Origin of the sequence: Alishewanella sp. HH-ZS, from assembly GCF_001704375.1 — a bacterium.
In the GTDB taxonomy this organism is placed as follows: domain Bacteria; phylum Pseudomonadota; class Gammaproteobacteria; order Enterobacterales; family Alteromonadaceae; genus Alishewanella; species Alishewanella aestuarii.
In genome coordinates, this window is the sequence record NZ_LZEJ01000039.1 from 1 (window position 1) to 26742 (window position 26742).

Genomic DNA, 26742 nt, shown 5'->3' on the forward strand with positions numbered 1-26742 from the left:
ACACTGACTGCCCCTATGCCAATTAATGAATTTAGGTAATCCGATGCTTTGGCAAGATTTAACCCGGCTGAATCGCTACGAGCGATACTGGTTAGCCGTGTTCTTACTGATTATTACGCTCAGTACGCTCTGGTTTAGCAGTACGGGCACTGATTGGCAAAGCTGGCGTTCAATTACACTGAACTGGCTGATCAGCCCGCTGAGTGCGATTAGTGGCGTGCTTTGCGTGGTGATGGTGGCCAAAGGCTTACTGTCAAACTGGATTTGGGGCCTAATCAGTGCCAGCAGCTACGGCCTGATTGCCTGGACCTCAGGCTATTATGGTGACTGGTTATTAAATTGGTTTTACTTTTTACCGGCACAATTCTTTATTTATTATAGTTGGCGCCATCAGTTACACAGTGAAACCCGACAGGTCAGGGTGCGGCGTCTCGGTTGGCATTGGTGTTGGGTGCTGTTACTGGTAGGGTTTGGTATTACAGCCTTAGCGCAAATGCTCAATGGCCTGGATGGCTTTATCAGTGACGCGTTAAAGCGCAACTCTGCGGTCTATGATAGCCTGCAGACGTTGACGGGTTTTGGCCTGAGTGGCCCTTTACTGGATGCCAGCACGGTGGTACTGCAAATTACCGCACAATTGTTAATGATCCGGATGTTTGCTGCGCAGTGGCCATTCTGGATAGCCACCAATGTGCTGACCATCTTTGCCTGGAGTCTGGTGCTGTTAACCACGCCGGACTCAGCGCCTTATGCGGTTCCTACCTTATTAATGTGGATCGCCTTTTTAGTTAATTCAGTATATGGTGCCGTTAGCTGGCATCGTGGAGCGAAAGCAGCGTGAACAGAGTAGGGGTTTTCCCGGGTAAATTTTTACCGCCACACCGTGGTCATTTGACCGCCATTTTACGCGCCCATGCGCTCTGCGATGAACTCTATGTGGTGATCAGTGAGCGGCCACAGGAAGATGGTGAACTCTGCGCCCAGGCCGGTATTCCTTATATCGATGGGGTCCTGCGCCAACGCTGGTTATCGCAGGAGCTGCAAGGCCTGGGTATTAAGGTGCTGTTACAACAGGAAGGGCATATTCCGCCTTTTCCTCAAGGTTGGGGCGAGTATGCGGCCTTATTGCGGCAAAGTGTACCGGTACCTTTTCAGCTGATTTTCGGTGGTGAAGAAAGCTACCGCACTGGTCATCAGCAGCATTTTCCGGATATTCAGTATCAGGTGTTGGATCCACAGCGTACCCAGTGGCCGATTAGTGGCACTGAGATCCGCAATCATCCCTATTTACACTGGGATTATATTGCTGGTGCCGCGCGGCCATTTTTTGCCCGTAAGGTACTGATTACCGGGCCTGAGTCTTGTGGTAAAACGACGTTAACCCGCAAGCTGGCAAAGGTGTACTGCACCTCCTGGTCAGAAGAGCTGGGGCGGGATTATCAGGAAGAGGTGGTCGGCGGTAATGGCGATCTCTTTAACCTGGAAGATTTTAATCGTATTACCCATCTGCAGTATGAGCAGGATTATCAGGCGCTACGCAGTGCCAACAAAGTCTGTTTTTTTGATACCGATGCGGTGGTAACCGCCTTTTTTAGTCAGGTGTTTCTTGGTCAGTTGGCCAGCCGGATTGAAAGCTTTATCGACCCCAACAAGTATGACTTGATTATCGCGCTGGAGCCAACGGTGCCCTGGGTGGCGGATGGTATGCGTGAACTGGGCGATCCCGATGTGCGTCAGCAAAGCTTCGAGCAGTTAATGGCGCTTTATCAGCAGTACGGTTTTCCCGCTGAACGGCTCCTGCGGGTCAGTTCAGCTAATTATTATGAACGGCTGGAGGCTTGTATCGGCGCTGTTGATGCCTTATTGGCCGCCAGATAGCAGTGGGCGGAAAATCTCAGTAGGCATTACAGCCAGATATAGCCAGCGGGCTTTTCGCTGCTATAATGCCGCATCATTTATGTATTCGTTTTATAGGATTATGCAGTTTATGTCGGACGTCGCGAATCGCCCAACTAACTTTATCCGGCAAATTATTGATGCCGATCTGGCCAGTGGCAAACATCACAGTGTGCAAACCCGTTTTCCGCCTGAACCAAACGGTTATTTGCATATCGGCCATGCAAAATCGATTTGTTTAAACTTTGGCATCGCCGAAGATTATCAGGGGCAGTGTAATCTGCGTTTTGACGACACCAACCCGGAAAAAGAAAACGTTGAATTTGTGGAATCGATTCAGCGCGACGTGAACTGGCTGGGCTTTCAGTGGTCTGGCGCGGTGCGTTACTCTTCTGATTATTTCGAGCAGCTGTATGGTTACGCTGTTGAGCTGATCAACAAAGGCCTGGCTTATGTTTGTTTCCTGAATGCGGAGCAAATGCGTGAATACCGCGGTAATCTGACCCAGCCTGGCAAACCCAGCCCATACCGCGACACCAGCCCGGCAGAAAATCTGGCGCTGTTTGAAAAAATGCGTGCCGGTGGCTTTAAAGAGGGGGAATGTTCCCTGCGCGCAAAAATTGATATGGCCTCCAGCTTTATCTGTATGCGGGACCCGGTGATTTACCGGATTAAGTTTGCCCATCACCATCAAACCGGTGATAACTGGTGCATTTATCCGATGTATGATTTTACGCATTGTATTTCGGACGCGCTGGAAGGTATTACGCACTCGCTGTGTACGCTGGAGTTCCAGGATAACCGCCGTCTTTATGACTGGATCCTGGATAACATCACCATTCCTTGTCACCCGCAGCAAATCGAATTTTCGCGCTTGAATCTGGAATTTGCGGTGATGAGTAAGCGTAAGCTACAAACACTGGTTGAGCAACAGGTGGTCAGTGGCTGGGATGATCCGCGGATGCCGACCATTGCCGGTTTGCGTCGTCGTGGCTATACGCCGGCGGCGATCCGTGAATTTGCCAAGCGCATCGGTATTACCAAACAAGACAACGTGATTGAGATGAGTGCGCTGGAAGCCTGTATCCGGGAAGATCTGGATGCGACAGCACCGCGGGCCATGGCTGTACTGGACCCAATCAAAGTGACCATTACCAACTATCCAGCCGATCAGCTGGAGTGGTTAACTGCGCCGAACCATCCAAAAGAAGATATGGGTGAGCGTAAACTGCCATTTGGCCGTGAGATCTATATTGACCGCGCCGACTTCCGAGAAGAAGCCAACAAAAAATATAAACGTCTGGTATTAGGTGGCGATGTGCGGCTGCGCAATGCTTATGTGATCCATGCCGATGAAGTGATCAAAAACGAGCAGGGCGAAGTGGTCGCACTGAACTGTACCTATCTGCCGGAAACCCTGGGGGAAAACCCGGCCGATGGTCGTAAGGTTCGCGGCGTGATCCATTGGGTTGAGCAAAGTCAGGCGCTGCCAGCCGAGTTCCGGGTGTATGACCGCCTGTTCAGCGTACCCAACCCGGCAGCAGAAGATGATTTTATCAGTACGGTAAATCCGAGCTCACTGGTCGTGAAGCACGGCTTCGCCGAACCCTCGCTGCAAAGCGCGGTAGCGGAAAAAGCTTATCAGTTTGAACGTGAAGGCTATTACTGTGCCGATAACAGGGATTCACAGCCAACTAAGTTGGTATTTAACCGTACTGTCGGCTTGCGTGATAGCTGGGGTAAAGACGAAGAGTAAGCTGCGTTAAAGGCGGCAGGCATTCGCCTGCCGCTACCTCTGATATTGCTGTAAAGCCAGTCCGATTATCTTATTCATCATATTCTCCTGTTGTGTTACGGTGTTAAAAGCAGTTAACTTTAAGCACTGAGGTAACGACGATGGTCAACATACTGTTTTACTGTAGCTAAATTAACTTAACTTTGGGTGAATTCTTTAGCGGATGACGTGATGGAAATTTTTTTAGCCGTTTTATTCTTTGCTTTTTCGACGACGATTACGCCGGGACCGAATAACATTATGATTATGTCCTCCGGAGTAAACTACGGTGTTAAAGCCAGTTTGCCGCATTGGCTGGGGATCTGTCTCGGTTTCCCGCTGATGGTGTTATTGGTGGGGCTGGGCTTTGGTCTGGTATTTGACCGTTATCCGCATCTGCATCAGTTAATTAAAGTTTTAGGTACCGCCTATCTGTTATATCTGGCATGGAAAATTGCCAGCGCACGGCCGGAAACCATTGCCACTGGCAAGAGTAAGCCACTGAATTTCTGGCAAGCTGCCGCCTTCCAGTGGGTTAATGGTAAAGCCTGGGTGATGGCCTCAGGCGCTGTTGCGGCCTTTACCTCGGTAACCGGTGTCTACTGGTGGCAGGTATTGATGATTACGCTGGCCTTTTTACTGGTGGCCTTTCCCTGTGTTGGCGTCTGGATGCTGTTCGGAGCTGGGCTGCGTAAGCTGTTAAATAATGCTGTGGCACAGCGGATCTTTAATCTGCTGATGGCTCTGATCCTTTTACTGTCAGTGTTACCTGTTGTGATCGAAATCTGGCAGTATTACCTCAGTCCTGCCCAATAGCGGATAACAGTGATGAATGCAGCAGCAGAGAAAGTGGCACTGGAGCATGAAGCAGCGCGGATCTTTATGCGGCATTATGAGCAGCGCTTTGGCATTAAGATGCGGCATATCTGGCACAATGAACCCAGACGACCGGATGTGTCCTGTTATTACGATAGTCAACGTCTGGATTTGGAAATTGCGCACCTTTATGGCAGTGAAGCCGAAGCCATGCATATCCTGGGGCGGGAGCTTAGCCAGCAAACGCATCAGGAATTGCTGGCACTGCTGCGTTTACCGGTCGAGCAGCGGATGTTGGAGGCGTTAAATCGTATTATCTGTAATAAAGCCCAAAAATACTATGACAGCCAGCGGGTCTGGCTGGTGATCCGCAATGCTAACCCACTGTGGCGGCGCGAGGATATGCTGGCACACTGTGACAAACTGCATCTACCCAAGCAGCATCCATTTGAGCAGATCTGGGTGGTGGGCGATATGTTGGGCATCTCCGGCATTTTGCCGTTATTTCCACTGACTTTACTGCACGCTGAGGCGACGCTGTGCTAGGGCATTACCGTGCGCTGGCACGTTGCTTAAAGCCCTGGCGACCGCTGCTGTTGCTGGCGGCCTTGCTAACGGCAGCCGGCTTTATCTGGCAGTTATTACCGGGGAACGGGCAGGGGCCTTATTTGCTACCCACCCTGGTTAGCGCCATACTGTTCCTGTGTTTACTGTTGTTAGTGCAGTTCTTTGGCACCGAGCGGCCAGCACCCGCCAGTCGCTGGCGGCGTGCACTGGCGACGCTGTGGCAAGGGTTACTGGCGGTACTACTGACGCTGATCCTGCTCAGCTGGTTTTTTCTGTTTTTAAAAGCCTTATCCGCTATAATCCGCCTGCATTTTTTTTAGGTCCAGGCTATGTCAAGCGATAATACCCATAAGCTGCGCTGGGAAGTCTTCTGCAGCGTCGTAGATAACTTTGGCGATATTGGCATTTGCTGGCGCTTGTGTCGTCAGTTAGCTGCCGAATTCCAGGTACCGGTTCGGTTATGGGTTGATGATTTGCTGAGTTTTCAGCGGATCTGTCCTGACGTTGAGCCTGCTTTGTCAGAACAACAATTGGCTGGGGTAGTGATTTGTCACTGGCAACCGGATCTCGACTGGCTCACTATCACGCCGGCACAGGTAGTGATTGAGGCGCTGGCCTGTACCATTCCTTTTGCCTATCAGCAGCAGATGGCCGCGCAAACTGTGCCACCGCTGTGGCTAAATCTGGAGTACCTGTCAGCTGAAGCCTGGGTGGAAGACTGTCATACGCTGGCCTCACCACAGCCGCAATTACCGCTGAATAAATACTTCTTTTTCCCCGGCTTTACCGCAAAAACCGGTGGTTTACTCCGCGAGCAGCAGCTAATCACACAACTGGACCAGTTTGCCAGTGACCGGGTCGCGCAGCAGCGTTTCTGGCAGCAATTACAGCTGGATGATGCTTTAGACTTCTCCCGCCGGATTTCGCTATTTGCGTATTCGCAGCAGCAACTGGCCGGTTTATTGCAGCTCTGGCAACAGCAAACCGAGAGCACCCTGTGCCTGATCCCGGAAGGGGCCCTGGCAGAGCAAGCGATGGCGCTGTGTCCTGGTTTGGCGCTGGGCAAACCCTGGCAACAAGGGCAGCTTAAACTCTGTATTTTGCCGTTCTTACCACAACCTGATTATGATTTACTGCTAGCGGCCTGTGATATCAACTTTGTCCGTGGGGAAGACTCGGTCATTCGTGCTCAGTGGGCGGTGAAACCCTTTATCTGGCAGATCTACCGCCAGGCGGAACAGGCTCATCTGGAAAAGTTATCTGCTTTTTATCAACGTTATAGTCAGAATTGGCCGCCACAGCTGGCAACAGCAGTCTGGCAATTTTGGTTAGGCTGGAATACCGAGCAGGCGCTTAGTACTGCCTGGCTGGACTTTGTACAGCAACTTGATGAAATAGAACAAAAAAACCGGGAGTGGCGGGCGCAGCTTATCGGCAATGGCGATCTTGCGACTAACCTCGTGCGTTTTGTTGAAAAAAAAATTATAATGCCTCGCAATTTTTCCTAACCAGAAGATCTTTTTATTATGATGAAGACAGCTCAAGAAGTCCGCGCCGGCCAGGTAATCATGGTTGGTAACGAAGCCATGGTAGTGATTAAAGCCGAATTTAACAAATCAGGCCGTAACGCTGCTGTAGTTAAAATGAAATTAAAAAACCTGCTGAACGGTCAGGGTACAGAAACGGTTTACCGTGCCGATGACAAGTTCGAGCAAGTGATGCTGGAAACCAAAGAAGTTACCTATTCTTACTTCGCTGATCCGATGTACGTCTTTATGGACGCTGAGTACAACCAGTATGAAATTGAAGCCGAATATATGGGCGAAGCCCTGAAGTATCTGGTTGATGGCATGGAGTGTTCAGTTGTGTTCTACGGTGAGCGTCCAATCTCTGTTGACCTGCCAACTGTGGTCGTGCGCACTGTTACTTATACTGAACCAGCCGCCCGTGGCGATACCTCGGGTAAAGTGATGAAGCCAGCGAAAATCGAAACCGGTTTTGAACTGATGGTGCCTGCGTTCGTGGAAGAAGGTGACAAGATCGAAATCGATACCCGTACCGACGAGTACCGCAGCCGCGCCAAATAATGGCCGGTAACAAAAAAGGCGCGTCAGCGCCTTTTTTACTGTTATTCTCTTTTTTTACTGCTCTTTCGTAATTGCTTAACACAGCCGGACCCCTGCCATGACTAACAACGATATCCTGCGTCGGTTACGCTATATTCTAAACATCAACAACAGCAATCTGGCGGCAACCTTTGCGCTGGGCGGCCTGGTCGCCACTAAGGAGCAAATTATCAGTTGGTTGGCCAAGGACGAAGATCCTGAATTTGTTGCCTTGCTGGATATTGAATTGGCGCAGTTTTTAAATGGTCTGATCACCAGCAAAAGAGGGATGCGCGAAGGCGAGCAGCCGGTTGCGGAGAGTCGGCTGAATAACAACCTGATCCTGCGTAAATTGAAGATTGCTTTCAATCTGCGCGATGACGACTTTTTGGAATTGCTGCAATTGGCCAATTTCCGGTTGGGTCGCTCAGAGCTGAGTGCCTTTTTCCGTAAACCCGATCACTCGCACTACCGGCAATGTCAGGCGCAGGTGTTGCGCAATGTGTTAAAAGGCCTGCAGTTAAAACTGCGCCCGGGCACTAGCGAGTAAATTTCTGCGCTAACTGCTTTGTACTAACAAATCGCCCAGGGTGATGTGTGGGTGGCTTTTTTTCAGCTGGCTCAGAAACAACAGGGCGCAGCCGTAGGCATCTTCCAACGCATGATGCTGTGCACTGACCGGCAATTTATGCCGGGCCAGACACTGCGGCAAGCGCAGCGCATCCTTTTTCATCACGGTGCCTTGTTTTTGCATGCGGTGCCACTCGATATTCAGCGTATCCATAAACTGCATGGTCGGCGCCTTGCCAAACAAGCGTTGATACGCAATTTGTAAAAAGGCCCGGTCCAGTCGGCAGTGATGCGCGACAAACACATAGCCGGCGTAGTCCTGTAATAGTTGCAGCAACACATCCGCCAGCTCGCTGGCGTTTTTCAGATCCTTGTCATGCACACCATGATAAATAGCGCTCTGGCCAACACTGGTTGGTGGCCGGAATAAATAGTGTTTGGCTTCGCTTAAACAAATTTGCTGGTTGCGAATAGGTACCCAGCCGATACTGACGATATGATCTTGTTTGGCATGCAGGCCGGTTAGCTCTAGATCCAGTGCCAGATAATGGCACTCCCTGGCCTGGGTGTTGGCCGCAGGGATCCCGACCTGATTAAAGGCTTGTACCGCGCTATAAAGCGGTGGTTTCTTTTTCAGCCAACCCAGCATGTTATACCTCCTTACAGAACCGGTGTTTAAGGGAGGATTGGGCGGCGTTGATCACCGCAAAGCTGTCCTTTAGCTGATGACGTTGCAGACCGGAGAGCACTGCCGGATCCAGCAAATTGCTGGCATCATGCCCCTGATCTAAATCATGCAAATGTTTATCCCAACGTAGCTGCGCCAGCACATCAAAGGCGTCGCATAAATTCTGGGTATCCTTACTGTCCAATACGCCGTCTACGGCCAGTTGCTGCAGGCGGCTGCGGGTATTGACTTCCAGCACGCCGTTAGCCAGCGCATAGACCCGGACAATATCAGTGATTAAACTGATGCCACGCTTTTTCAGGTCCAGACCTTTTTTCTGTTTGCCGTCATGTTCCAGAATAAAATTCCGCAGGAAACTCAGCGGCGCGGTGCGTTGTAACGCGGTCTGCGCCATATGCATTAGAAACAGCGAGTTATTGGTGCGCGCCAGAATATCCTGTTGCAGGGCATTAAACAGGCCTTTCGAGCCTTCGACGACCCGCATATCAAAGAAAATCGTCGATTTTAAGATGGCATCCGGGGTGGGGGCAGCGATCCATTTGCTAAATTTGCCGGACCAGCCTTTCAGGCTCATCCGTAGCTCCGGGTTAGATGCCATAATGTTACCCGGACAAAGTTTAATGCCGCAGCGCGCCAGGCCCTGGCAGACAAAGTCAGCCAGTTGGCTGAAATAGTCGGCAACGTCGCCAACCGGCTCTTTTTCCAGCAACAGCGCATTATCCTGATCGGCATTGATACTTTGATCCATCCTGGCTTGCGAGCCAAAGCTAAGCCAGCTAAATACACAGGGGGCAGGGCCGAGCTCCTGCTGTGCCAGCTTAATCAGGCGCTGGGTAAAGGCATCAGTAATGGTGGTGATAATATGGCCAGCCTCATAAGCCGGCACCTGCTGTTTACCGAGGATTTGCGCCAGATTACTGATTTGCAGACTGCAGTTTTCCAGGCCATCCAGGCTGGATTGACGATGGATCTCACCAATCAGATAGACCGGGTGATCTTGCTGCGAGCGGATAATGTCGGTGGCGGTAATCATACTGAAACTTAAACCCTGATCGACCACCGGTAAATGATGCACATTAAAGCGGCTCATTAGCTGAACGGCTTCAAACAAATAAGCGTGCTTTTCAATAGTATAGGGTTTGGGTGTCATCACCTCTTTAATAGCGGTAGTGGGGGGCAGGCCTGCTGCCAGCACCCGGCTACGTAAATCGCGATCGGTTAGAATACCAATCAAACGGTTCTCATCCTCCACCAGCAAGGACGAGACGCGCTTTTCCGACATCAACCGGGCCGCTTGTTGTACATCCTGATCGCCACTGATCGCGACTTTTCTGGCCTGCACGATATCAGCAACCTTTAGCGTAAAACGTGAGCTTTGCTGTTCTTTATATTGATGTAAACGGCGGCCAAACAGCCGCTGGAAGAAAATATCAATGTTCTTGTACTGATAACGCAGCTGATGAAACACCTCACTGGGTAACCAGTACACCAGGCCGTCTTCTTCACAGATCAGCCGGTCGTTGTCGGCCAGACCGGTAAGCAGCAGCTGGTAACCGTAAAAGTCGCCCTCTTCCAGCTTGGTCAGCAGCTGTTGCTGATCACTGAACAGCGCGAAGATACCGGTGCGGATAATCAGCAGCCGTTCCTGACCGATATCCAGATGTTCACCGGCCTGGCAATAGTAAACATTAAAATGCGAGGCTAACTCGGCAAGTTGCGCCAAACCCAGTTGTTCAAAAGGAATGGTTTGTTTTAAAAAATTCGTAACTTCAGCAACTTCCATAACTTAACCCTAGTGATAACACTTATTCCAGGCACAGGTACTGGTATAACAGATCGCTGGCGTCCAGCGGGAACCACTCAGCACCCAGCTCCGCTCCGGGCAGTGGGATTTCCAGGCTATCGGTAAAGTCTGCCCGGGCCTGTTTGCCACAATGCACAACTTGCGGAATACGGCGCGCACTCATCCGGCGCTCAAAAATATAGAGGTCGACCAGATACACCTCCGGATTACGTTGATTGCGGGCTGCGTTTTCGATATCGGCAGCCAGAAAGCGCATCGTTTGCGGATATAAATAACTCCAGGGCCGCCAGGCAGCGGTTTCTTCCACGGTACGGACCACCTTTACCCCGGCGGGTAACCGGCTACTTTGATGGTCGAACCAGATATATTCATTAACAATCTGATAGCCGAGCATACCGGCACCGGCAGCAACCGGGATAATCCAGCTCGGTAACTTTTTAAGTGTTAGTAATCTAAGTACCAGCGCAATACCGGCAGCACCTAAACCAGCAGAAAAAGTTGCAATTAATTCCCACAACATAGTTATCTTCCTAAAAATTCGGGCTTTCTGTTGAAAGCCCGAGTGTACTGCAGAAGTCTCGTTTCTGCTATCTAAGCAGGTATTGCTTAGTGGTCAACAGCGGCACCGGCACCTTTCGGATAACGGACGCTTTCAACCAGATCCTGGATTTCTTTCGGTGGCGCTGCAGTGACAGATGACACAGCAAAAGCAACCACGAAGTTAATCATGGCACCCACAGCACCGAAAGACAGTGGAGAGATACCTAAGATCCAGTTATCCGCTGTATTTGGCAACATATTGGTACCAGGGATAAAGAACCAGCCCAGATAGGTAAAGATATACAGTAAGGTGACCAGCAGACCGGCTAACATACCGGCGATAGCGCCCTGACTGGATACGCGTTTTGAGAAAATACCCATCATCAGTGCCGGGAACAGGGTAGCTGCGGCAATACCAAATGCCAGCGCAACCACCTGTGCGGCGAACCCGGGCGGATTAAGCCCCAGATAAGTCGCCAGTAAAATGGCACCGGCCATGGAAATCCGGGCGGCTAACATTTCACCTTTTTCACTGATTTGCGGGTTAATGATATTTTTGATCAGGTCATGGCTGATAGCCGAGGAAATCGCCAGCAGCAGACCGGCGGCAGTAGACAGTGCCGCGGCAATACCACCGGCAGCAATTAAGCCCACGACCCAGCCTGGCAGATTAGCAATCTCAGGGTTTGCCAGTACCAGAATATCATTGTTTACTGTCAGCTCGTTACCAGCCCAGCCGCGCTCTTCTGCTTTGGCAGCGAAAGCCGGGGTATCGTTATACAGCTGAATACGGCCATCATTATTTTTATCTTCCCAACGGATCAAACCGGTTTGTTCCCAGTTTTTGATCCAGTCCGGACGGTCGGCATAGTTAATCGCATCCGCTGTTGGACCGGCTGGGTAGATAGTGGTTAACAGGTTTAAACGCGCCATAGAGGCTACAGCTGGTGCAGTTAAATACAGCAGGGCAATAAACACTAGCGTCCAGCCGGCAGACCAGCGGGCATCGGCAACCTTAGGCACGGTGAAGAAACGAATGATTACGTGCGGTAAACCGGCAGTACCGATCATCAGAGACAGCGTAAATAACACCATATTCAGTTTGTTGCTGACGTCAGCGGTGTAATCCTGGAAGCCCAGTTCACGCACAATTTCATCCAGCTTCACCAGCAACGGTTGACCGGATTCAACGTGGGTGCTGAACATACCAAACATTGGAATAGGGTTATTGGTCAGTTGCAGCGAAATAAATACCGCTGGGATGGTATAGGCGATAATCAGCACGACATACTGGGCAACCTGAGTGTAGGTGATACCTTTCATGCCGCCAAATACTGCGTACACGAACACCACACCAGCTGCGATCCAGATCCCGGTTGAGGAACTCACTTCCAGGAAGCGGGAGAAGGCAACACCGGCACCAGTCATCTGGCCGATTACATAGGTTACCGACATAATGATTAAGCACACCACTGCTGTTAAGCGCGCGCCCCTGCTGTAAAAGCGGTCACCGATAAAGTCAGGAACGGTAAATTTACCGAATTTACGTAAGTAGGGTGCTAACAGCATGGCCAGCAGTACATAACCACCGGTCCAGCCCATCAGGAAGGTTGAGTTGGCATAACCGCCAGCAGCGATTAAGCCTGCCATTGAAATGAAAGACGCCGCTGACATCCAGTCGGCGGCGGTTGCCATACCGTTAGTGACAGGGTTAACGCCACCACCGGCAACATAGAATTCTTTGGTAGAGCCGGCACGCGCCCAAATGGCGATACCGATGTAGAGCGCAAAGGAGGCGCCTACAAAGATTAAGTTTATTGCAAATTGACTCATGCCAATCACTCCTCTACACCGAATTCTTTATCTAACTTATTCATTTTCCAGGCGTAAATGAAGATGATAGCGATAAAGGTTATGATAGAACCCTGCTGTGCGAACCAAAAGCCAAGATCAGTACCGCCAACACTGATGCCGGCCAGCATAGGTCTGAGCAAGATCGCAAAGCCATATGATACAAGTGCCCAGACAAACAGGCTTATCGATATGTAGCGCAGGTTAACGCTCCAGTACGCGGCGGCATTCATGTTATGATCTGCCATAGTTGTGTCTCCTTTAGTTTATTTTTTATCGAGCAAGTTTAATCTAGCAGCAGTTAGCCAAGGCGCTAGCCCGACTTTAGTCGAAGGCAACAGCCACAGCATTGACATAACGACTGGCTGCCACCACAGTTAGCTAAAAAAATAAAGGGAGAACCCCGTGACGGTATGGACTGTAGCCTTATTGGCCCTGTTATATGTGGGCGGATTATTCTGGATTGCCAACTGGGGTGAACGGCATGCTGATGACCGCCTGATACGAAAGTATGGGGGCCTGATCTATAGTCTGGCGTTGGCGGTGTACTGTACATCCTGGACCTACTATGGCGCTGTAGGGACGGCCGTGACCCGGGGCTGGGATTATATGGCCATTTATCTGGGGCCGATCCTGCTGTTTATCTTTGCGCAGCCGTTTTTATTCAAATTACTGTATGTTTCGAAAAAGCAAAACGTTACCTCGATTGCCGATTTTATTTCCGCCCGCTACGGTAAAAGACGCAATATTGCGACCCTGGCCGCCATTATTTGTTTAATTGTGGTAATCCCCTATATTTCGCTGCAATTGAAAGCCGTGGCCGGCTCCTATCAGGTTTTACTCGGTGGCGCCTTTGATGACGCACAGGTCGCCTGGTATCAGGACAGCGCCTTACTCAGTGCCGTAGCGATGGCGTTTTTTGCTATTTTGTTTGGTACCCGCAAACTGCATCTGACCGAGCAAAACCGTGGTGTGATGGTGGCTATTGCCTTTGAGTCGGTGGTTAAGCTGTTTGCGCTACTGACGTTGGCCATCGCCGTCTATGTCTTTATTTTGGATACCGATCAATCCGCATTACGCGCCTTTACTGAGCATTCGATCCGTCAGCAAGAAAAGCTCGATACCCCCGGACTGGTCGAGTTTATTACCAAGACTATTTTGGCGATGGTGGCAGTATTTTTGTTACCGCGGCAGTTCCATGTCGCCTTTGTCGAGAACGTTTCGCACCATCATTTACGGCACGCCCGGCGCTGGTTTTCCGGTTACCTGTTAGCTGTCACCCTGGTGGTGATCCCCATTGCCGTTGCCGGGATGCAGCTGTTTCCCGGTATCCTGGCGCAGGCTGATAGTTTTGTGTTACTGATCCCATCCAGTATGAATTGGAATGTGCTCAGTATTATTGTCTTTATCGGTGGTTTCTCGGCCGCAACTTCAATGATTATTATCGCGACGTTGGCACTGTCGACGATGATCAGTAACGACGTGGTAATGCCGGGCTTATTGAAATCTACCAAGCAAAAAGGCATGTCGCATGATTTTAGTCTGCTAATTCTACTGGTGCGCCGCACCATGATTATTCTGGTGATGGCGCTGTCTTATCTTTACTACAGTATTTTTGCCCGTAACTATGAGCTGGCTGAAACCGGCTTGCTGGCCTTTGCGCTGACTATCCAGCTGGTACCGGCCGTGATAGGGGGGCTGTATTGGCGGCGTGGCAATGCCTATGGCGTCTATGCCGGCTTAAGCTTGGGACTGCTGCTGTGGTTCTACACCCTGATGCTACCGCAGTTGGTCAATGCCGGTGTGATCAACAGCGATATTATGCAGCAGGGCTTGTTTGGTCTCAGTTGGCTGCTACCGACCTCGATGTTTGGCATCCAGCTCGACTCCCTTAGTCATGGCGTAATTATTTCACTGGGCTTTAATCTGGTTGCTTATTTGCTGGTGTCCTTAACCACCACCGTCAATCTACAGGACCGCTTGCAGGCCGTGGCCTTTGTTAAGCCAAATCTCCCAATTAATCATCAGGATACACCGGCTCGCCGCATCCGGATCCGCAACAACGATCTGAAAACCCTGTTGGAGCGTTTTGTCGGACCGCAGCGCGCGGCAGAATGTCTGGCGGAGTTTGGCCGTAAACAGCAGCAAAGTGTGCAGCTGGATGATTTGCCCTCGGTTGGTCTGGTAGAGCATGTTGAGCGTGAGCTGTCTGGCGTTATCGGCGCTTCTTCGGCATCCGCCATGGTTAATGCCGTATTGGAAGGGCGGCAGCTGGCCTTTGAAGATGTAGTGACCTTATTTGATGATACTACGCAGGCGATCCAATTTTCGCGTAAGATTTTGTTCTCCACGCTGGAGCATCTGAGTCAGGGCGTCAGTGTAGTCGACCGCGATCTGAATCTGGTAGCCTGGAATAAGGCCTATCTGGAAATGTTTAACTATCCGGAGGGGATGATCCGAGTAGGCCGGCCGGTAGCCGATATCGTGCGGCTGAATGCCGAGCGCGGTCTTTGCGGGCCCGGTGATCCGGACGAGCATGTTGAAAAGCGTACCCTGCATATGAAAAACGGCACCGCCCATGTGTTTCAGCGGGTAAGGCCGGATGGCCGGGTCATTGAAATGCGCGGCAATCCGATCCCGGGGGGCGGCTTTGTAACCAGCTTTACCGATATTTCTGAGCATGTAAAAGCCGTACAGGGCTTAGCTGAAGCCAAACAATATCTGGAAGATCGGGTTAATGAACGTACTCAGACGATTTCTGAGATGAACCAGGAGTTACTGGCCGAGGTATCCAGGCGGCGCGAAACCGAGCAGCAATTGCTGCAGGCTAAAGCCGAAGCGGAAGCGGCTAATGCCTCGAAAACCCGCTTTTTGGCGCTGGCCAGTCACGATATTTTGCAGCCGCTGAATGCTGCCCGCTTGTTTACTGCCGCTTTAGCCGGGGTGAAGGAACCGCAGCAGCAGGCGGCGATCCTTAACCAGCTGGATAATTCGTTAAAGGCGTCAGAAGAGCTGATCTCTACCCTGTTGGAAATTGCCAAACTGGATGATGGCAAGCTACAGCCGAATGTACAGCCGGTAGCCTTAAAAGACTTACTGGCACAACTGGCTGAGGAATATCGTCTGGTGGCGGATCAAAAAGGCTTGCAGCTAAGTGTGCGCAGTAACCGCTATCAGGTGATGACTGACGCTACCTATTTGCGCCGGATCCTGCAAAATATGTTATCCAACGCCATTAAGTACACTATAAGTGGCCGGATCTTGCTGGGTTGTCGCAAACGCGGCAGTCAGTTATTACTGCAGGTCTGGGATACCGGCCCCGGCATTGCTGAGCCGGATTTGCAGCGTATTTTCGAAGACTTTTATCGGATTGATGCCACTGCCAAAGGGCAGCAAGGCGTTGGGCTCGGTCTTGGTGTGGTACACCGGATGGCAAAACTGCTTGGCCATCCGCTTGAGGTGCGATCCTGGCCTGGCAAAGGCACGGTATTTAGTATTAGCTTGCCGTTAGCGGCTGTAAGAGCGCGGCAGGAGCTCACCGTCGAAACCACGCTACAGCAAAGGCCCTTACCCGGCTTGAGTGTCGTCTGTGTCGATGATGATGCCGCGAATCTATCCGCGCTTAAAGTCTTACTGGAGCAGTGGCAAATCAGTGAGGTACAGTGTTTTTATGATACCGATGCTTTAATGGCGTATGCGGCCACCGCCGCTGCGCCGGATGTGATCTTGCTTGATTATCAGCTGGGGCAACAGCTAAATGGTCTGCAGTTGTATCAGCAAATCCGGCAACATTGGGGCGAGGTGCATGGCGTACTGGTGTCAGCATCACCACAGGCTGATCTGGCGGCGCTGGCAAAAGCTCAGGGCTTGATGTTCCTGGCTAAACCCATTAAACCGGGCGCGCTCAGAGCCACTTTAAATCATTTTAAAATGTTAAAGCGGGCCGGCACGGTGGCTGACTAAGCCCGCGCTAAGCGGGCGGTCAGGACATACCATACAGAGAAGGTGCTATATTAAAGCGGAATTGCTGCAAGCCTGGCAGGCTAATGCTGCTGCGCCATAGCGCGATCAACGGGGGGTTCCAGTGTCAGGCGCTGTGCCTGGATCACCACCTGGGTGCGGTTAGTACAGCCTAATTTGCGGAAGATCGCGGTAATATGCGCTTTTACCGTCGCTTCAGAGATATGTAAATCATAGGCGATCTGTTTATTCAGCCAACCCTCGGTCAGATAATACAACACCTTATATTGCTGTTGAGTCAGTTGGGCGACCTTGGCGGCTAAATCCAGATCCTGTTCGGTTTCCTGCTGATCCAGCACCTGTTTGCGCAGCTCTGCCGGCACCCATAATTCACCTTCCAACACCGCGTTCAGGGCGCTGCTGATATCCTGCGGCCGTGCTGATTTTGGCACATAGGCCGAAGCACCAAATGCCATCACGCGGCGGATCACATCCAGGTCTTCACTGGCCGAAATCACCACTATCGGTAAACTGGGGTAGTTTTTGCGCAGCTGGATCAAGCCAAGGAAGCCACAATTACCAGGCATATGTAAATCCAGTAGCAATAAGTCCGCATCAGGATGCTGTTCCAGTGCGGTGCAGGTGCTGTCAAAACTGTCAGTCTCAATTGTTGCTTTGGTAGCAAAGGTGCTGCTAATGGCGTTGATCAGCGCATTGCGAAATAACGGATGATCATCTGCGACGATAAGCTTCGCCATTGTTTCCTCCAGCATAGTTCTGGTTATAGTTATAAGAAAGGCCGCAATGTGGCGGCCTTTCTGCTGCAACTGGAGACACGCAAGCTCAGGGAGCGGTGTTGGTGTCCTACTTACGATTTAAGCGGTTATTCACCAGAATTTCAACTACTGACGGATCAGCCAGGGTGGAAATATCACCTAATTGGTCATGCTCGTTCGCAGCAATTTTCCGCAGTATGCGACGCATGATCTTACCTGAGCGGGTCTTCGGTAGGCCTGCTGGAGCCCACTGTATCAGATCCGGACTGGCAATAGGTGAAATTTCTTCACGTACCCAGGCACGAATGGCTTTAGTCAGATCTTCACTGGGTTCAACACCAACCCGCGGCGTGACATAAACATAAATTCCCTGGCCCTTAATATCGTGCGGATAGCCAACCACAGCGGCTTCGGCGATAGCCTCATGCGCTACCAGGCAGCTTTCGATTTCCGCAGTGCCCAGACGGTGGCCTGAGACGTTTAACACATCGTCGACCCGGCCGGTTAACCAGTAATAGCCATCTTCATCCCGGCGTGAACCGTCACCGGTAAAGTAACTGCCCGGATAGGTGCTGAAATAGGTTTGTTCAAAGCGCTCATGATCGCCATACAGAGTACGCATTTGACCCGGCCAGCTGTCGGTAATCACCAGATTGCCTTCACCCGCGCCAGTAACCGTTTTACCTTCGTTATCGACGATGGCCGGTTTGACACCGAAGAATGGACGGGTCGCTGAGCCGGGCTTTAAAGCAGTGGCACCCGGTAATGGCGTAATCAAAATGCCGCCGGTCTCAGTTTGCCACCAGGTATCGACGATAGGGCAGTTACCCTTACCGAATTTATCGTGATACCAGTTCCAGGCTTCAGGATTGATAGGTTCACCCACACTACCTAAAACCCGAAGTGAACTCAGCTTAGTGCCTTCAACCGGCGCCTCACCATGTGCCATCAGGGCACGAATGGCAGTAGGTGCGGTATACAGAATATTGACCTGATATTTATCGACAATCTGCGCGATGCGCTTCACACTGGGGTAGGTTGGAACCCCTTCAAACATCACGCTGCTAGCCCCGTTGGCCAAAGGACCATAGACAATATAGCTGTGACCGGTAACCCAGCCGACGTCGGCGGCGCACCAGTAGATATCACCATCGTGGTAATCAAACACATACTGATGGGTCATAGAAGCATACACCAGGTAGCCACCGGTAGTGTGCAGTACCCCTTTTGGCTTACCTGTTGAGCCTGAGGTATAAAGAATAAACAGCGGATCTTCGGCGTTCATCGGCTCAGGCACGCACTCTTTTGGCTGCGCAGCAATCAGCTCGTGGTACCACAGATCGCGGCCCTGATGAAAATCAATCGGCTTACCAACGTGTTTAATCACAATAACGTTCTGCACCGGATTGGCATCACCCAGATGCGCCAAAGCGATATCAGTATTATCTTTCAGGTTGGTGGCCCGGCTACCACGCAGGGCCTGATCGGTGGTGATCACCAGTTTAGAATCACAGTCAGTGATCCGGCTACCCAGCGCATCCGGTGAGAAACCGGCAAATACCACTGAGTGCACAGCGCCAATGCGGGCGCAAGCCAGCAGCGCTACTGCCGCCTGTGGGATCATCGGCAGATAAATAGTAACTCTATCCCCTTTGCCAACACCTAAAGCCCGCATCGCATTTGCCAGCTGACAGGTCTCTTCGTATAGCTCGCGATACGTGACTTTTTTCTCAATGCCAGGCTCATCGCCTTCCCAATAAAAGGCAACCTGATCGCCCCGCGTTGCCAGGTGACGGTCCAGACAGTTAACGCTGGCATTCAGTACGCCGTCAGCAAACCATTTGATGCTAACGTTACCCAAAGCGAAGCTGGTGTCTTTTACCTGAGTATAAGGCTTGATCCAGTCCAGTCTTTTACCATGTTCGTTCCAGAAAGCTTCCGGCTGCTCTACCGATCCGCGATACATCTCAAGATATTGCTCATTGGTGACATGAGCGCGTTGTTTGATGGTTTCCGGTACCGGATAAAGTGTTGCTTGTGTCATAACATCCCCTGCGGAGCTTATTAAAATAATGAGGTATTTCTAAAGGAGCATTCACATAAAAGGAATTAGACCATAGTCTAGACGAGCTGCTGCGGTTATGCGAACTGCGACTAAAGGCTAATTGCACATAACGATAGTGTCGACCAAAGTTTACAAAGAAGAGACTGCCAGCTGTAGTTTCTGTAAAATAACCGCGAAGACAGTAAAACTATAAAAACCAATGGAGAACTCCAGATGAGACAAAGAAAGACGCTCAACGCCCTGACTGCAGCTGTGGCACTTGCCCTGACAGCAGGCGCGGCTCAGGCTAATAACGGTTTTAAAGTTGGCGATACCGAAGTTACCTACGGTGGCTTTATCAAGCTCGATATGATGTACAGCGATTCTGACGGCGAAATTGCTGCCTTGGGGCGCGATTTCTACGTACCGGCATTAACGCCAATCGGCGGCAGAAACACGACCCGTTTCGATGCACATGCTCGCCAGTCACGGTTTTTCTTTGCAACTTCAACCGATCTCGGTAATGGCGAGAAAATGACCGGTCGTCTTGAGTTCGATATGATGACCAGTAATAACGGCAACGATGAGCGCACCACTAACGGCTACAGCCCGGTAATGCGTCATGCTTTTGTTAGTTACAAAAACTGGACCGTTGGCCAGACCTGGTCAAACTTTATGGATCTGCAATCGCTGCCAGATACGCTGGACTTCGTTGGTAACCCTGATGCAGCTGTGTTTATCCGTCAGGCGCAAATCCGTTACACCTCTGGCAATTTCTCGGTTGCGATAGAGAACCCGGAAAGTACCATTACGCCATTTGGTGGCGGTGCCCGCATTACTACCGATGATAATGCGACACCGGATCTAACCTTCGGTTACAACTTTAAAGCCGGTAATGCGTCTTTCCGTCTGGGCGGTTTATTACGTCAAATCGCTATCGACGAGGGCGTGTTTGACGATACCGTCACCTCTTATGGCGTATCGTTCAGCGGTAAGTTTAATCTGGCAAACAATGATGATATCCGTTTTACCCTGAACCATGGTAAGGGCTTAGGCCGTTATGTGGGTTTAAATACCATTAATGGCGCTGTATTAACAGGCACCACTAATGCAGCCCGGCTGGAAGCGATTGATGTGACGGCGTTCTCTGTGGCTTATCGTCATCTGTGGAATGACAAGTGGCGTTCTACCTTCTTGTACTCAATGTTAAGTGCCGATAACGATACCACCTTAACCGGAACCGGCGTGACTAAGAGTACTCACAGCTACAGCGCTAATGCTCTGTATCAATTCAATCCGAAGTTTATGATGGGTATTGAATACAAGTTTGCGAATCGTGAAATTGAAAGCGGCCTGGATGGTGATATGCATCGCATTCAATTTAGCGCTAAGTACGACTTCTAAGTAAGACTGATGCCTGGTCAAAAACCACCGCTCTGACGGTGGTTTTTTATTGCTGCTAGTTTGTATCAGATATTGCTGGCTGACTGTTCGCGATCCGACAGCGATATACTTAAAAGAAGATAATAAAAAAGCCGGCACTGGCCGGCTTTTGCTACAGAGCGGTGATTTACTCCGCTTGACCAGGCTTGGTCATAGGCGCAGATACTGCCTGACGGGCAAAGGCTGAACCGGCTGGCCGCTCAGACGATTGCACCGGCGGACGCTGTTCGGCGCTGGCAGCATTGATCACGATCTCCTGCTGAGTATCGGTAACTGCCGCTGGTTTAGTCATTTCCGCGACTACCATATTACCAAAGCGGCTGCCAGCAGGGCGCTTGGCCGTAGCAGGTGCTACTGCTGTTTCAACTGCAACGGTTGCTGCTGCTTCAACTGGCGCGGCTGCTGTTGGCTGCACTGGTGCTGCTGTGGCTAATTCAGTGGTTGCGGCTTGCTCAACGGCCGGCTCTAACGCCAGGCTTTGTTGTTCAGGGCTGCTCTGGCTGGCGACCGCGTCCTCAGTTGTCGAAACCTCTGCTGCTGCCACATCAGTCTCAGCAACCGGACCTTGCGTTGCGGCATCAGCTGTATCCGCTTTTGTCGTACGACGACGGCTGCGGCTACGGGCTGGTTTGTCTTCAGCATCGACAGGGCTTTCTTCTGACGTAGCTGTCTTAACAGCGTCGTCAGTAGCCACATCGTCTGCGGCAGCGGCAATCACAGGCTCTGCTACCACCTCAGTAACAAGCTCTAAGGCGACAGTTGCGGTTTCGGCTGTGGCTGCAGCGACAGAAGTCTCAACTGGGCTGTTAGCAGCGGATTGTTCCGCTGTGACAGTGGCTGTGACCATTTCATCTGCTGCGGCGACTTCCTCAACCGCATTATCGGTTTGCTCTTTACGACGCTTCTGACCGGCAGCACGTAAATGACGTGGTGAGCGGCGGCTGCGGCTGCGCGGCTCTACAGCTTCTGCGGCGTCATCGGCTAACACTTCGGTTTCAGGCGCTACTGCTAAGGCAATAGGAGCTTGAGCAGCAGTATCAACAACAGCCTCAGGTGCCTTGGTCAGGGGTTCTTGAGCGGCATCAACCATAGTGGTCGCTGCTGCACTGACTACAGGCTCAGCGGCGGTTACCGGCGTTTCGGCTGTAGCAGCGTTAGCGACGGCTTCTGCTTTTGCTACCCGCACTGAACGCTGTAACTGACGACGGGCCCGACGCTCAGCGGCAGCGGCGCGGCTATTTGGCTCGTCCGCTTCCTCACGTTCTACCTTATCAACCTTAGCTTCAGCTGGCGCTTTACGGGCCTCTTGCGGCCGTGGCTGGCGCTCCTGTTGCTTCGGACGCTCCTGGCGCTCCGGGCGACTGGCAGGGCTTGCCTTTTCTTCGCTTACCTTGTCCTGTGCTTTATCGGCAACTTTTTCAACCTGATCGCGACGCTTGTTGTTACGATTATTGCGTCTTCTGCTATCGCCACGTTCACCACGCTCACCACGTTGTTCCGGACGAGCGGTTGATTTCTCTTTCGGTTTATCCGCCGGTTTTTCCGCTGCCGGTGCGGCAAACAAACCCGATAACCAACTTCCTAAACGACTGAATAAACCGGGTGTGCTGGCCACAGGGGCAGCAACTTCGGCAACGACAGCTTTCGGTTGCGGTGCCGGCGCAGCAGTTTGCGCCATACTCAGTGCCGATACTGCCGGCTTTTCTTTTACCGCATCCGAAGCAGGCTGATACAGCTTGGTGGTGTGCTCTGGCACCTTGGTCAGGTTATAGCTGACATCTTCGATCTCTTCATCGATACGGATACGGATCACTTCGTAGTTTGGTGTTTCCAGATGCTCATTCGGGATCACGTACACCTGTACGCCATTACGCTGCTCGATGCGACGCACGCCTTCGCGTTTTTCGTTCATCAGATAAGTAGCAACTGATACCGGCACCTGTGCCTGCACCTGGCTGGTGTTATCTTTAATCGCTTCTTCTTCGATTAAACGTAAAATTGACAGGGCAGAGGACTCAACGCTGCGGATAGTGCCGCGGCCATGACAACGCGGACAGACATGACCGGCTGACTCACCCAGTGACGGACGTAACCGCTGCCGTGACATTTCCAGCAGACCAAAACGCGAAATCCGGCCAATTTGTACCCGGGCACGGTCTTGCTTCACGGCGTCTTTTAAACGGTTTTCCACTTCACGCTGATGCCGTACCGGCGTCATATCGATAAAGTCGATCACGATCAGACCGCCCAGGTCACGTAACCGCAGTTGGCGGGCGATTTCATCGGCCGCTTCCAGGTTGGTATTAAAGGCGGTTTCCTCGATATCGCCGCCTTTAGTGGCTTTAGAGGAGTTAATATCAATCGCAGTTAAGGCTTCGGTGCTGTCGATAACGATAGAACCACCAGAGGGTAACCGTACTTCACGGCGGAAGGCGGTTTCGATCTGGTTTTCAATCTGATAGTGCATAAACAGCGGCACTTCACCCTGATACATCTTCACGCGGTGCGCGAAGTCAGGGCGGAATTGCTGGATATAAACCTTGGCTTCTTCGAAAATCTTCTGGCTGTCGATCAGGATCTCACCGACATCGCGGCGCAGATAATCACGAATAGCACGGAAAACCACATTGCTTTCCTGGTGGATCAGGAAAGGCGCGGCACGCTTCTGCGCTTCTTCGGTAATCGCCGACCAGTGTTTCAGCAGGGCTTTTAAGTCGTAATCCAGTTCTTCATAGGATTTGCCGACGCCAGCAGTACGCACAATCAGACCCATGCCATCCGGCATTTCCAGTTGGCCTAAGGAATCTTTTAATTCCTGACGCTCATCGCCTTCTATACGGCGGGAAATGCCACCGGCGCGCGGGTTGTTCGGCATCAGTACCAGGTAAGAACCGGCCAGACTGATAAAGGTGGTCAGCGCAGCGCCTTTTTGGCCACGTTCTTCTTTATCGATCTGGATAATGACTTCCTGACCTTCTTTTACCACTTCTTTGATGTTTGGACGACCATCGAAGCTGTAACCGGCAGGGAAATATTCGCGGGAGATTTCTTTTAACGGCAGGAAACCATGGCGCTCAGCACCGTAGTCAACGAAGGCGGCTTCTAAACTCGGCTCGACCCGCGTGATTTTACCTTTGTAAATATTGGCTTTCTTTTGTTCATGGCCTGGGCTTTCAATGTCCAGGTCGTACAGTTTCTGGCCATCGACCAGGGCTACGCGGATTTCTTCTTCCTGCGTGGCATTAATTAACATTCTTTTCATTGTATGGTGACTCTATTGCGAAGCCACAACACAACAACCGGGCACCTGAGTGTCAGCCGTTATCAAACACAGAAGGGTGCAGTCTCACGACTGGGTGCTTGAGGGAACCTAATTTTACGTTTTACAACCCCGCTGCCGGCAAAACAGTGCCTGGCAGCGGGGTTTTCGTTATGCTTTCTGACACACAGCGCCTGCAGGCGTTGTGTTCTGACTAATCTTTACTGTTGTTGCCCGGTGACCGGACTTTGTGGTTTGCCGTTGTTGGTAACAAATTACTCAACATTACCTCAGGCAAGTGGCAGTGGATTAACGCCGGGGTTATAAAAAACATTGGTTTTCACCACGATTTCGGTATGATCACATCCCCTGACGGTGCCGCACAAATTCTCTTATGTCACTTTGAGCGCCCTAATTGCCGTATTTCGGCACAATTAGCGGGCTGATTATCCCACTAATCTGCGCTGATTAGCAACTGAATTGTAATTTTAGCTGAGTATTTTGCAAAGATGACCGATGAAATAAAATTGCCAGTACAAATGATTGAAATTGAAGATGATTTCATCGGTCAGCGCATAGACAACTTTTTAATCGCCCGGCTGCGCGGTGTACCAAAAAGTGTGATTTACCGCGTTTTGCGCAAAGGCGAGGTGCGGGTGAATAAAAAACGCATCAAACCTGAGTATAAATTAGAGCAGGGTGATGTGGTGCGGGTGCCGCCGTTAACCGTTGCCAGCGAACCTGATGCGGTATCGGTGAAACTGAGTCTGGTCAAAGATCTTGAGCAGCATATTTTGTATGAAGATAAAGATTTGATCGTACTGAATAAACCCTCTGGCATGGCGGTGCATGGTGGCAGTGGTTTGCAGTTTGGCGTAATAGAAGCGCTGCGGGCGCTGCGCCCGGACGCTAAGCATCTGGAATTGGTGCACCGGTTGGATCGCGATACCTCGGGCTGTTTGCTGATCGCAAAAAAACGCTCAGTTTTAACGCATTTACACGAGCAGCTACGCAATAAAACGGTAGAGAAAAAATACTGGGCGCTGGTTGCCGGCGATTGGGATAACAAAGTACGCAAGGTCACAGAGCCACTGCGAAAAAATACGCTGCAGTCCGGTGAGCGGGTGGTCAAAGTGGATGCTGTGGAAGGCAAGCCATCGGAAACCCGGTTTCGGATTTTGCAGCGCTATCAGGAAGGCACCCTGGTTGAAGCCTTTCCGGTTACCGGCCGTACCCATCAGATCCGGGTTCATACCGCCTGTAAAGGCCATCCGATTGCCTGTGATGACAAATACGGCGATAACCAGTTTAGCCAGCAGATGCAGCAAATTGGACTTAACCGGCTGTTTCTGCATGCCTTTAGCTTAAGCTTTATCCATCCGATCAGCGAAACCACTATGCGCTTTGAAGCACCATTGGATTCGAAATTAAGCCAGACTCTGGAACGGTTAAACCGTAAGTAACAAGGTTAAAACAGCGTAACGACGCGGAGTAGTGATGTCAGCAGTAAAACTGGTTATTTTCGATTGGGACGGTACCGTGATGGACTCGGTCGGACGTATTGTGTCCTCAATGCGCGCCGCCGCAGCCTTAACCGCATTAGAGGTACCCAGCCATGATGCGGTAAAACAAATTATTGGCCTGAGCCTGGATCCGGCCTTTGACCAGCTGTTTCCGACCGCCAATAAAGCCCAGCGGCAGCAGATATTTGAACATTACCGCGATCAATATGTGCTGCATGACACCACACCTACGCCCTTATTTGCAGGTGCTGAGGCAACGTTAAAGCAGCTGGCTGAGCAGAATATCCTGTTGGCAGTGGCAACCGGTAAGGCGCGCAAAGGGCTGGATCGGATGTTTGCCGAAACCGGGCTGGCGCCATACTTTGCTACCAGCCGCTGTGCCGATGAAGCGCAGTCAAAGCCTCATCCGGATATGCTTCAGCAAATTATCACTGAACTCGGTGTTAATGCGGAACAGGCTATTATGGTCGGCGATACCAGCCATGACTTGAAGATGGCACAGGCGATTAATATGCCAAGGGTCGGGGTAAGCCATGGCGCCCATCCGGTATCGGTATTGGCGCAATATCAGCCGCTGGCGATTATTGACCACTTACCAGAGTTAACCTCACTGGTTTTGCAGTAACAGATTTAAGCCTTCATGACGTAGCATCGCCAACAGCCTGATCACTGGTAAGCCAATCAGGCTGTTGGGGTCATCACCTTGCAGTTTGTCAAACAGGGCGATGCCCAACCCCTCACTTTTAAAGCTGCCGGCGCAATCCAGCGGCTGTTCCCGCGCCACATAGTGGCGGATTTCGGCATCACTCAGCTCACGAAAATGCACCACAAAGGGGTCAATCGCTTGCTGAACCTTGCCGGTTGCTGCATTCACCACGGCCAGCCCGGTTAAAAACGTCACTGCCTGGCCGCTAAACCGTTTGAGCTGGGCTTCAGCATTAGCTACAGTATGCGGCTTACCAAGTATTTCACCCTGAAATACCGCGACCTGATCTGAACCGATAACTAAACCATCACTTAGCGTCGCCGCTACAGCATTGGCTTTAGCGAGCGCCAGCCGGTTAACCAGGGCTTGTGCGGTTTCGTCAGGTAAAGGGCTTTCATCAGGGCTCCCGCATGAGTGTTT

The 26742-nt window shown here is 51.3% G+C and carries 22 protein-coding genes; 13 read left to right on the forward strand and 9 right to left on the reverse strand.

Annotation, left to right across the window (positions count from 1 at the left end; all coding sequences use genetic code 11):
* Positions 1 to 43: 43 nt before the first annotated feature.
* The 9 genes from pnuC to A9165_RS13825 all read left to right on the forward strand — a co-directional run bounded on the left by pnuC (position 44) and on the right by A9165_RS13825 (position 7708).
* Complete coding sequence (pnuC, locus tag A9165_RS13785; RefSeq protein ID WP_237709391.1) at positions 44 to 841, forward strand: nicotinamide riboside transporter PnuC; 798 nt, start codon at positions 44 to 46, stop codon at positions 839 to 841.
* Positions 838 to 1878, forward strand: a complete 1041-nt coding sequence (gene nadR, locus A9165_RS13790) for a multifunctional transcriptional regulator/nicotinamide-nucleotide adenylyltransferase/ribosylnicotinamide kinase NadR (protein WP_065956327.1) — start codon at positions 838 to 840, stop codon at positions 1876 to 1878. The genes pnuC and nadR overlap by 4 nt, the downstream gene beginning before the upstream one ends.
* Before the next feature lie 109 nt (positions 1879 to 1987).
* On the forward strand, positions 1988 to 3652 hold the full coding sequence (glnS, locus tag A9165_RS13795; RefSeq protein WP_065956343.1) for a glutamine--tRNA ligase: 1665 nt from the start codon (positions 1988 to 1990) through the stop codon (positions 3650 to 3652).
* A gap of 210 nt (positions 3653 to 3862) precedes the next feature.
* Positions 3863 to 4486, forward strand: a complete 624-nt coding sequence (locus A9165_RS13800; RefSeq protein WP_008608266.1) for a LysE family translocator — start codon at positions 3863 to 3865, stop codon at positions 4484 to 4486.
* Between the two features lie 12 nt (positions 4487 to 4498).
* Complete coding sequence (locus A9165_RS13805) at positions 4499 to 5032, forward strand: hypothetical protein (protein ID WP_065956328.1); 534 nt, start codon at positions 4499 to 4501, stop codon at positions 5030 to 5032.
* The gene (locus A9165_RS13810; protein WP_065956329.1) at positions 5026 to 5373 is read left to right on the forward strand and encodes a hypothetical protein; all 348 of its coding nucleotides are present in this window, start codon (positions 5026 to 5028) and stop codon (positions 5371 to 5373) included. Before A9165_RS13805 ends, A9165_RS13810 begins: the two co-directional genes overlap by 7 nt.
* A 9-nt stretch (positions 5374 to 5382) precedes the next feature.
* Entirely contained in the window at positions 5383 to 6561 is a 1179-nt protein-coding gene (gene earP, locus A9165_RS13815; protein ID WP_065956330.1) for an elongation factor P maturation arginine rhamnosyltransferase EarP, read from the forward strand.
* Between the two features lie 21 nt (positions 6562 to 6582).
* On the forward strand, positions 6583 to 7140 hold the full coding sequence (gene efp, locus A9165_RS13820) for an elongation factor P (RefSeq protein WP_008951876.1): 558 nt from the start codon (positions 6583 to 6585) through the stop codon (positions 7138 to 7140).
* Between the two features lie 97 nt (positions 7141 to 7237).
* Positions 7238 to 7708, forward strand: a complete 471-nt coding sequence (locus A9165_RS13825) for a DUF1456 family protein (protein WP_065956331.1) — start codon at positions 7238 to 7240, stop codon at positions 7706 to 7708.
* 9 nt (positions 7709 to 7717) lie between these two features.
* On the opposite strand, the gene A9165_RS13830 is transcribed toward A9165_RS13825, so the two are convergent.
* From A9165_RS13830 to A9165_RS13850, 5 genes are all read right to left on the reverse strand, one after another.
* Complete coding sequence (locus A9165_RS13830; protein WP_065956332.1) at positions 7718 to 8377, reverse strand: exonuclease domain-containing protein; 660 nt, start codon at positions 8375 to 8377, stop codon at positions 7718 to 7720.
* Between the two features lies 1 nt (position 8378).
* Positions 8379 to 10199, reverse strand: coding sequence for a putative nucleotidyltransferase substrate binding domain-containing protein (locus tag A9165_RS13835; protein WP_065956333.1), 1821 nt, complete (start codon positions 10197 to 10199; stop codon positions 8379 to 8381).
* Positions 10200 to 10221: 22 nt separating this feature from the next.
* A complete protein-coding gene (locus A9165_RS13840; RefSeq protein ID WP_065956334.1) occupies positions 10222 to 10740 on the reverse strand; it encodes a hypothetical protein in 519 nt (172 codons plus the stop codon).
* Between the two features lie 86 nt (positions 10741 to 10826).
* A complete protein-coding gene (locus tag A9165_RS13845; protein ID WP_065956335.1) occupies positions 10827 to 12593 on the reverse strand; it encodes a sodium:solute symporter family protein in 1767 nt (588 codons plus the stop codon).
* A gap of 5 nt (positions 12594 to 12598) precedes the next feature.
* Positions 12599 to 12859, reverse strand: a complete 261-nt coding sequence (locus A9165_RS13850; protein ID WP_065956336.1) for a DUF4212 domain-containing protein — start codon at positions 12857 to 12859, stop codon at positions 12599 to 12601.
* A gap of 157 nt (positions 12860 to 13016) precedes the next feature.
* Here A9165_RS13850 and A9165_RS13855 point away from each other — a divergent pair, with 157 nt between their 5' ends.
* A complete protein-coding gene (locus A9165_RS13855; protein ID WP_065956337.1) occupies positions 13017 to 16574 on the forward strand; it encodes a PAS domain-containing hybrid sensor histidine kinase/response regulator in 3558 nt (1185 codons plus the stop codon).
* Positions 16575 to 16654: 80 nt separating this feature from the next.
* Here the strand turns inward: A9165_RS13855 and A9165_RS13860 are convergent, their stop codons facing one another.
* Both A9165_RS13860 and acs read right to left on the reverse strand, forming a co-directional pair.
* Positions 16655 to 17329, reverse strand: coding sequence for a response regulator transcription factor (locus A9165_RS13860; protein ID WP_008608282.1), 675 nt, complete (start codon positions 17327 to 17329; stop codon positions 16655 to 16657).
* 106 nt (positions 17330 to 17435) lie between these two features.
* Positions 17436 to 19391, reverse strand: a complete 1956-nt coding sequence (acs, locus tag A9165_RS13865; protein WP_065956338.1) for an acetate--CoA ligase — start codon at positions 19389 to 19391, stop codon at positions 17436 to 17438.
* Positions 19392 to 19625: 234 nt separating this feature from the next.
* Between acs and A9165_RS13870 the strand changes: the two genes are divergently transcribed.
* Positions 19626 to 20795: a DcaP family trimeric outer membrane transporter gene (locus A9165_RS13870; RefSeq protein ID WP_065956339.1), complete on the forward strand. Its 1170-nt coding sequence runs from the start codon at positions 19626 to 19628 to the stop codon at positions 20793 to 20795.
* A gap of 166 nt (positions 20796 to 20961) precedes the next feature.
* Here the strand turns inward: A9165_RS13870 and rne are convergent, their stop codons facing one another.
* Complete coding sequence (gene rne / locus A9165_RS13875) at positions 20962 to 24087, reverse strand: ribonuclease E (RefSeq protein WP_065956340.1); 3126 nt, start codon at positions 24085 to 24087, stop codon at positions 20962 to 20964.
* Positions 24088 to 24602: 515 nt separating this feature from the next.
* Here rne and rluC point away from each other — a divergent pair.
* Entirely contained in the window at positions 24603 to 25556 is a 954-nt protein-coding gene (gene rluC, locus A9165_RS13880; protein WP_065956341.1) for a 23S rRNA pseudouridine(955/2504/2580) synthase RluC, read from the forward strand.
* Between the two features lie 34 nt (positions 25557 to 25590).
* Complete coding sequence (locus A9165_RS13885; protein WP_008951888.1) at positions 25591 to 26241, forward strand: HAD-IA family hydrolase; 651 nt, start codon at positions 25591 to 25593, stop codon at positions 26239 to 26241.
* Here A9165_RS13885 and A9165_RS13890 read toward each other — a convergent pair.
* The coding region (locus tag A9165_RS13890; RefSeq protein WP_065956342.1) for a nucleoside triphosphate pyrophosphatase at positions 26224 to 26742 on the reverse strand (519 nt) is incomplete at its 5' end. The genes A9165_RS13885 and A9165_RS13890 overlap by 18 nt on opposite strands.

What these genes read in the sequence shown, in the direction of transcription:
- glnS (WP_065956343.1), top strand. Translation starts at nt 1,988, where the DNA reads ATGTCGGACGTCGCGAATCGCCCAACTAACTTTATCCGGCAAATTATT.
- earP (WP_065956330.1), top strand. Translation starts at nt 5,383, where the DNA reads ATGTCAAGCGATAATACCCATAAGCTGCGCTGGGAAGTCTTCTGCAGC.
- efp (WP_008951876.1), top strand. Translation starts at nt 6,583, where the DNA reads ATGAAGACAGCTCAAGAAGTCCGCGCCGGCCAGGTAATCATGGTTGGT.
- A9165_RS13870 (WP_065956339.1), top strand. Translation starts at nt 19,626, where the DNA reads ATGAGACAAAGAAAGACGCTCAACGCCCTGACTGCAGCTGTGGCACTT.
- rne (WP_065956340.1), bottom strand. Translation starts at nt 24,087, where the DNA reads ATGTTAATTAATGCCACGCAGGAAGAAGAAATCCGCGTAGCCCTGGTC.
- A9165_RS13850 (WP_065956336.1), bottom strand. Translation starts at nt 12,859, where the DNA reads ATGGCAGATCATAACATGAATGCCGCCGCGTACTGGAGCGTTAACCTG.
- pnuC (WP_237709391.1), top strand. Translation starts at nt 44, where the DNA reads ATGCTTTGGCAAGATTTAACCCGGCTGAATCGCTACGAGCGATACTGG.
- acs (WP_065956338.1), bottom strand. Translation starts at nt 19,391, where the DNA reads ATGACACAAGCAACACTTTATCCGGTACCGGAAACCATCAAACAACGC.
- A9165_RS13805 (WP_065956328.1), top strand. Translation starts at nt 4,499, where the DNA reads ATGAATGCAGCAGCAGAGAAAGTGGCACTGGAGCATGAAGCAGCGCGG.
- A9165_RS13840 (WP_065956334.1), bottom strand. Translation starts at nt 10,740, where the DNA reads ATGTTGTGGGAATTAATTGCAACTTTTTCTGCTGGTTTAGGTGCTGCC.
- A9165_RS13845 (WP_065956335.1), bottom strand. Translation starts at nt 12,593, where the DNA reads ATGAGTCAATTTGCAATAAACTTAATCTTTGTAGGCGCCTCCTTTGCG.
- A9165_RS13860 (WP_008608282.1), bottom strand. Translation starts at nt 17,329, where the DNA reads ATGGCGAAGCTTATCGTCGCAGATGATCATCCGTTATTTCGCAATGCG.
- rluC (WP_065956341.1), top strand. Translation starts at nt 24,603, where the DNA reads ATGACCGATGAAATAAAATTGCCAGTACAAATGATTGAAATTGAAGAT.
- A9165_RS13825 (WP_065956331.1), top strand. Translation starts at nt 7,238, where the DNA reads ATGACTAACAACGATATCCTGCGTCGGTTACGCTATATTCTAAACATC.
- A9165_RS13885 (WP_008951888.1), top strand. Translation starts at nt 25,591, where the DNA reads ATGTCAGCAGTAAAACTGGTTATTTTCGATTGGGACGGTACCGTGATG.
- A9165_RS13835 (WP_065956333.1), bottom strand. Translation starts at nt 10,199, where the DNA reads ATGGAAGTTGCTGAAGTTACGAATTTTTTAAAACAAACCATTCCTTTT.
- A9165_RS13830 (WP_065956332.1), bottom strand. Translation starts at nt 8,377, where the DNA reads ATGCTGGGTTGGCTGAAAAAGAAACCACCGCTTTATAGCGCGGTACAA.
- A9165_RS13800 (WP_008608266.1), top strand. Translation starts at nt 3,863, where the DNA reads ATGGAAATTTTTTTAGCCGTTTTATTCTTTGCTTTTTCGACGACGATT.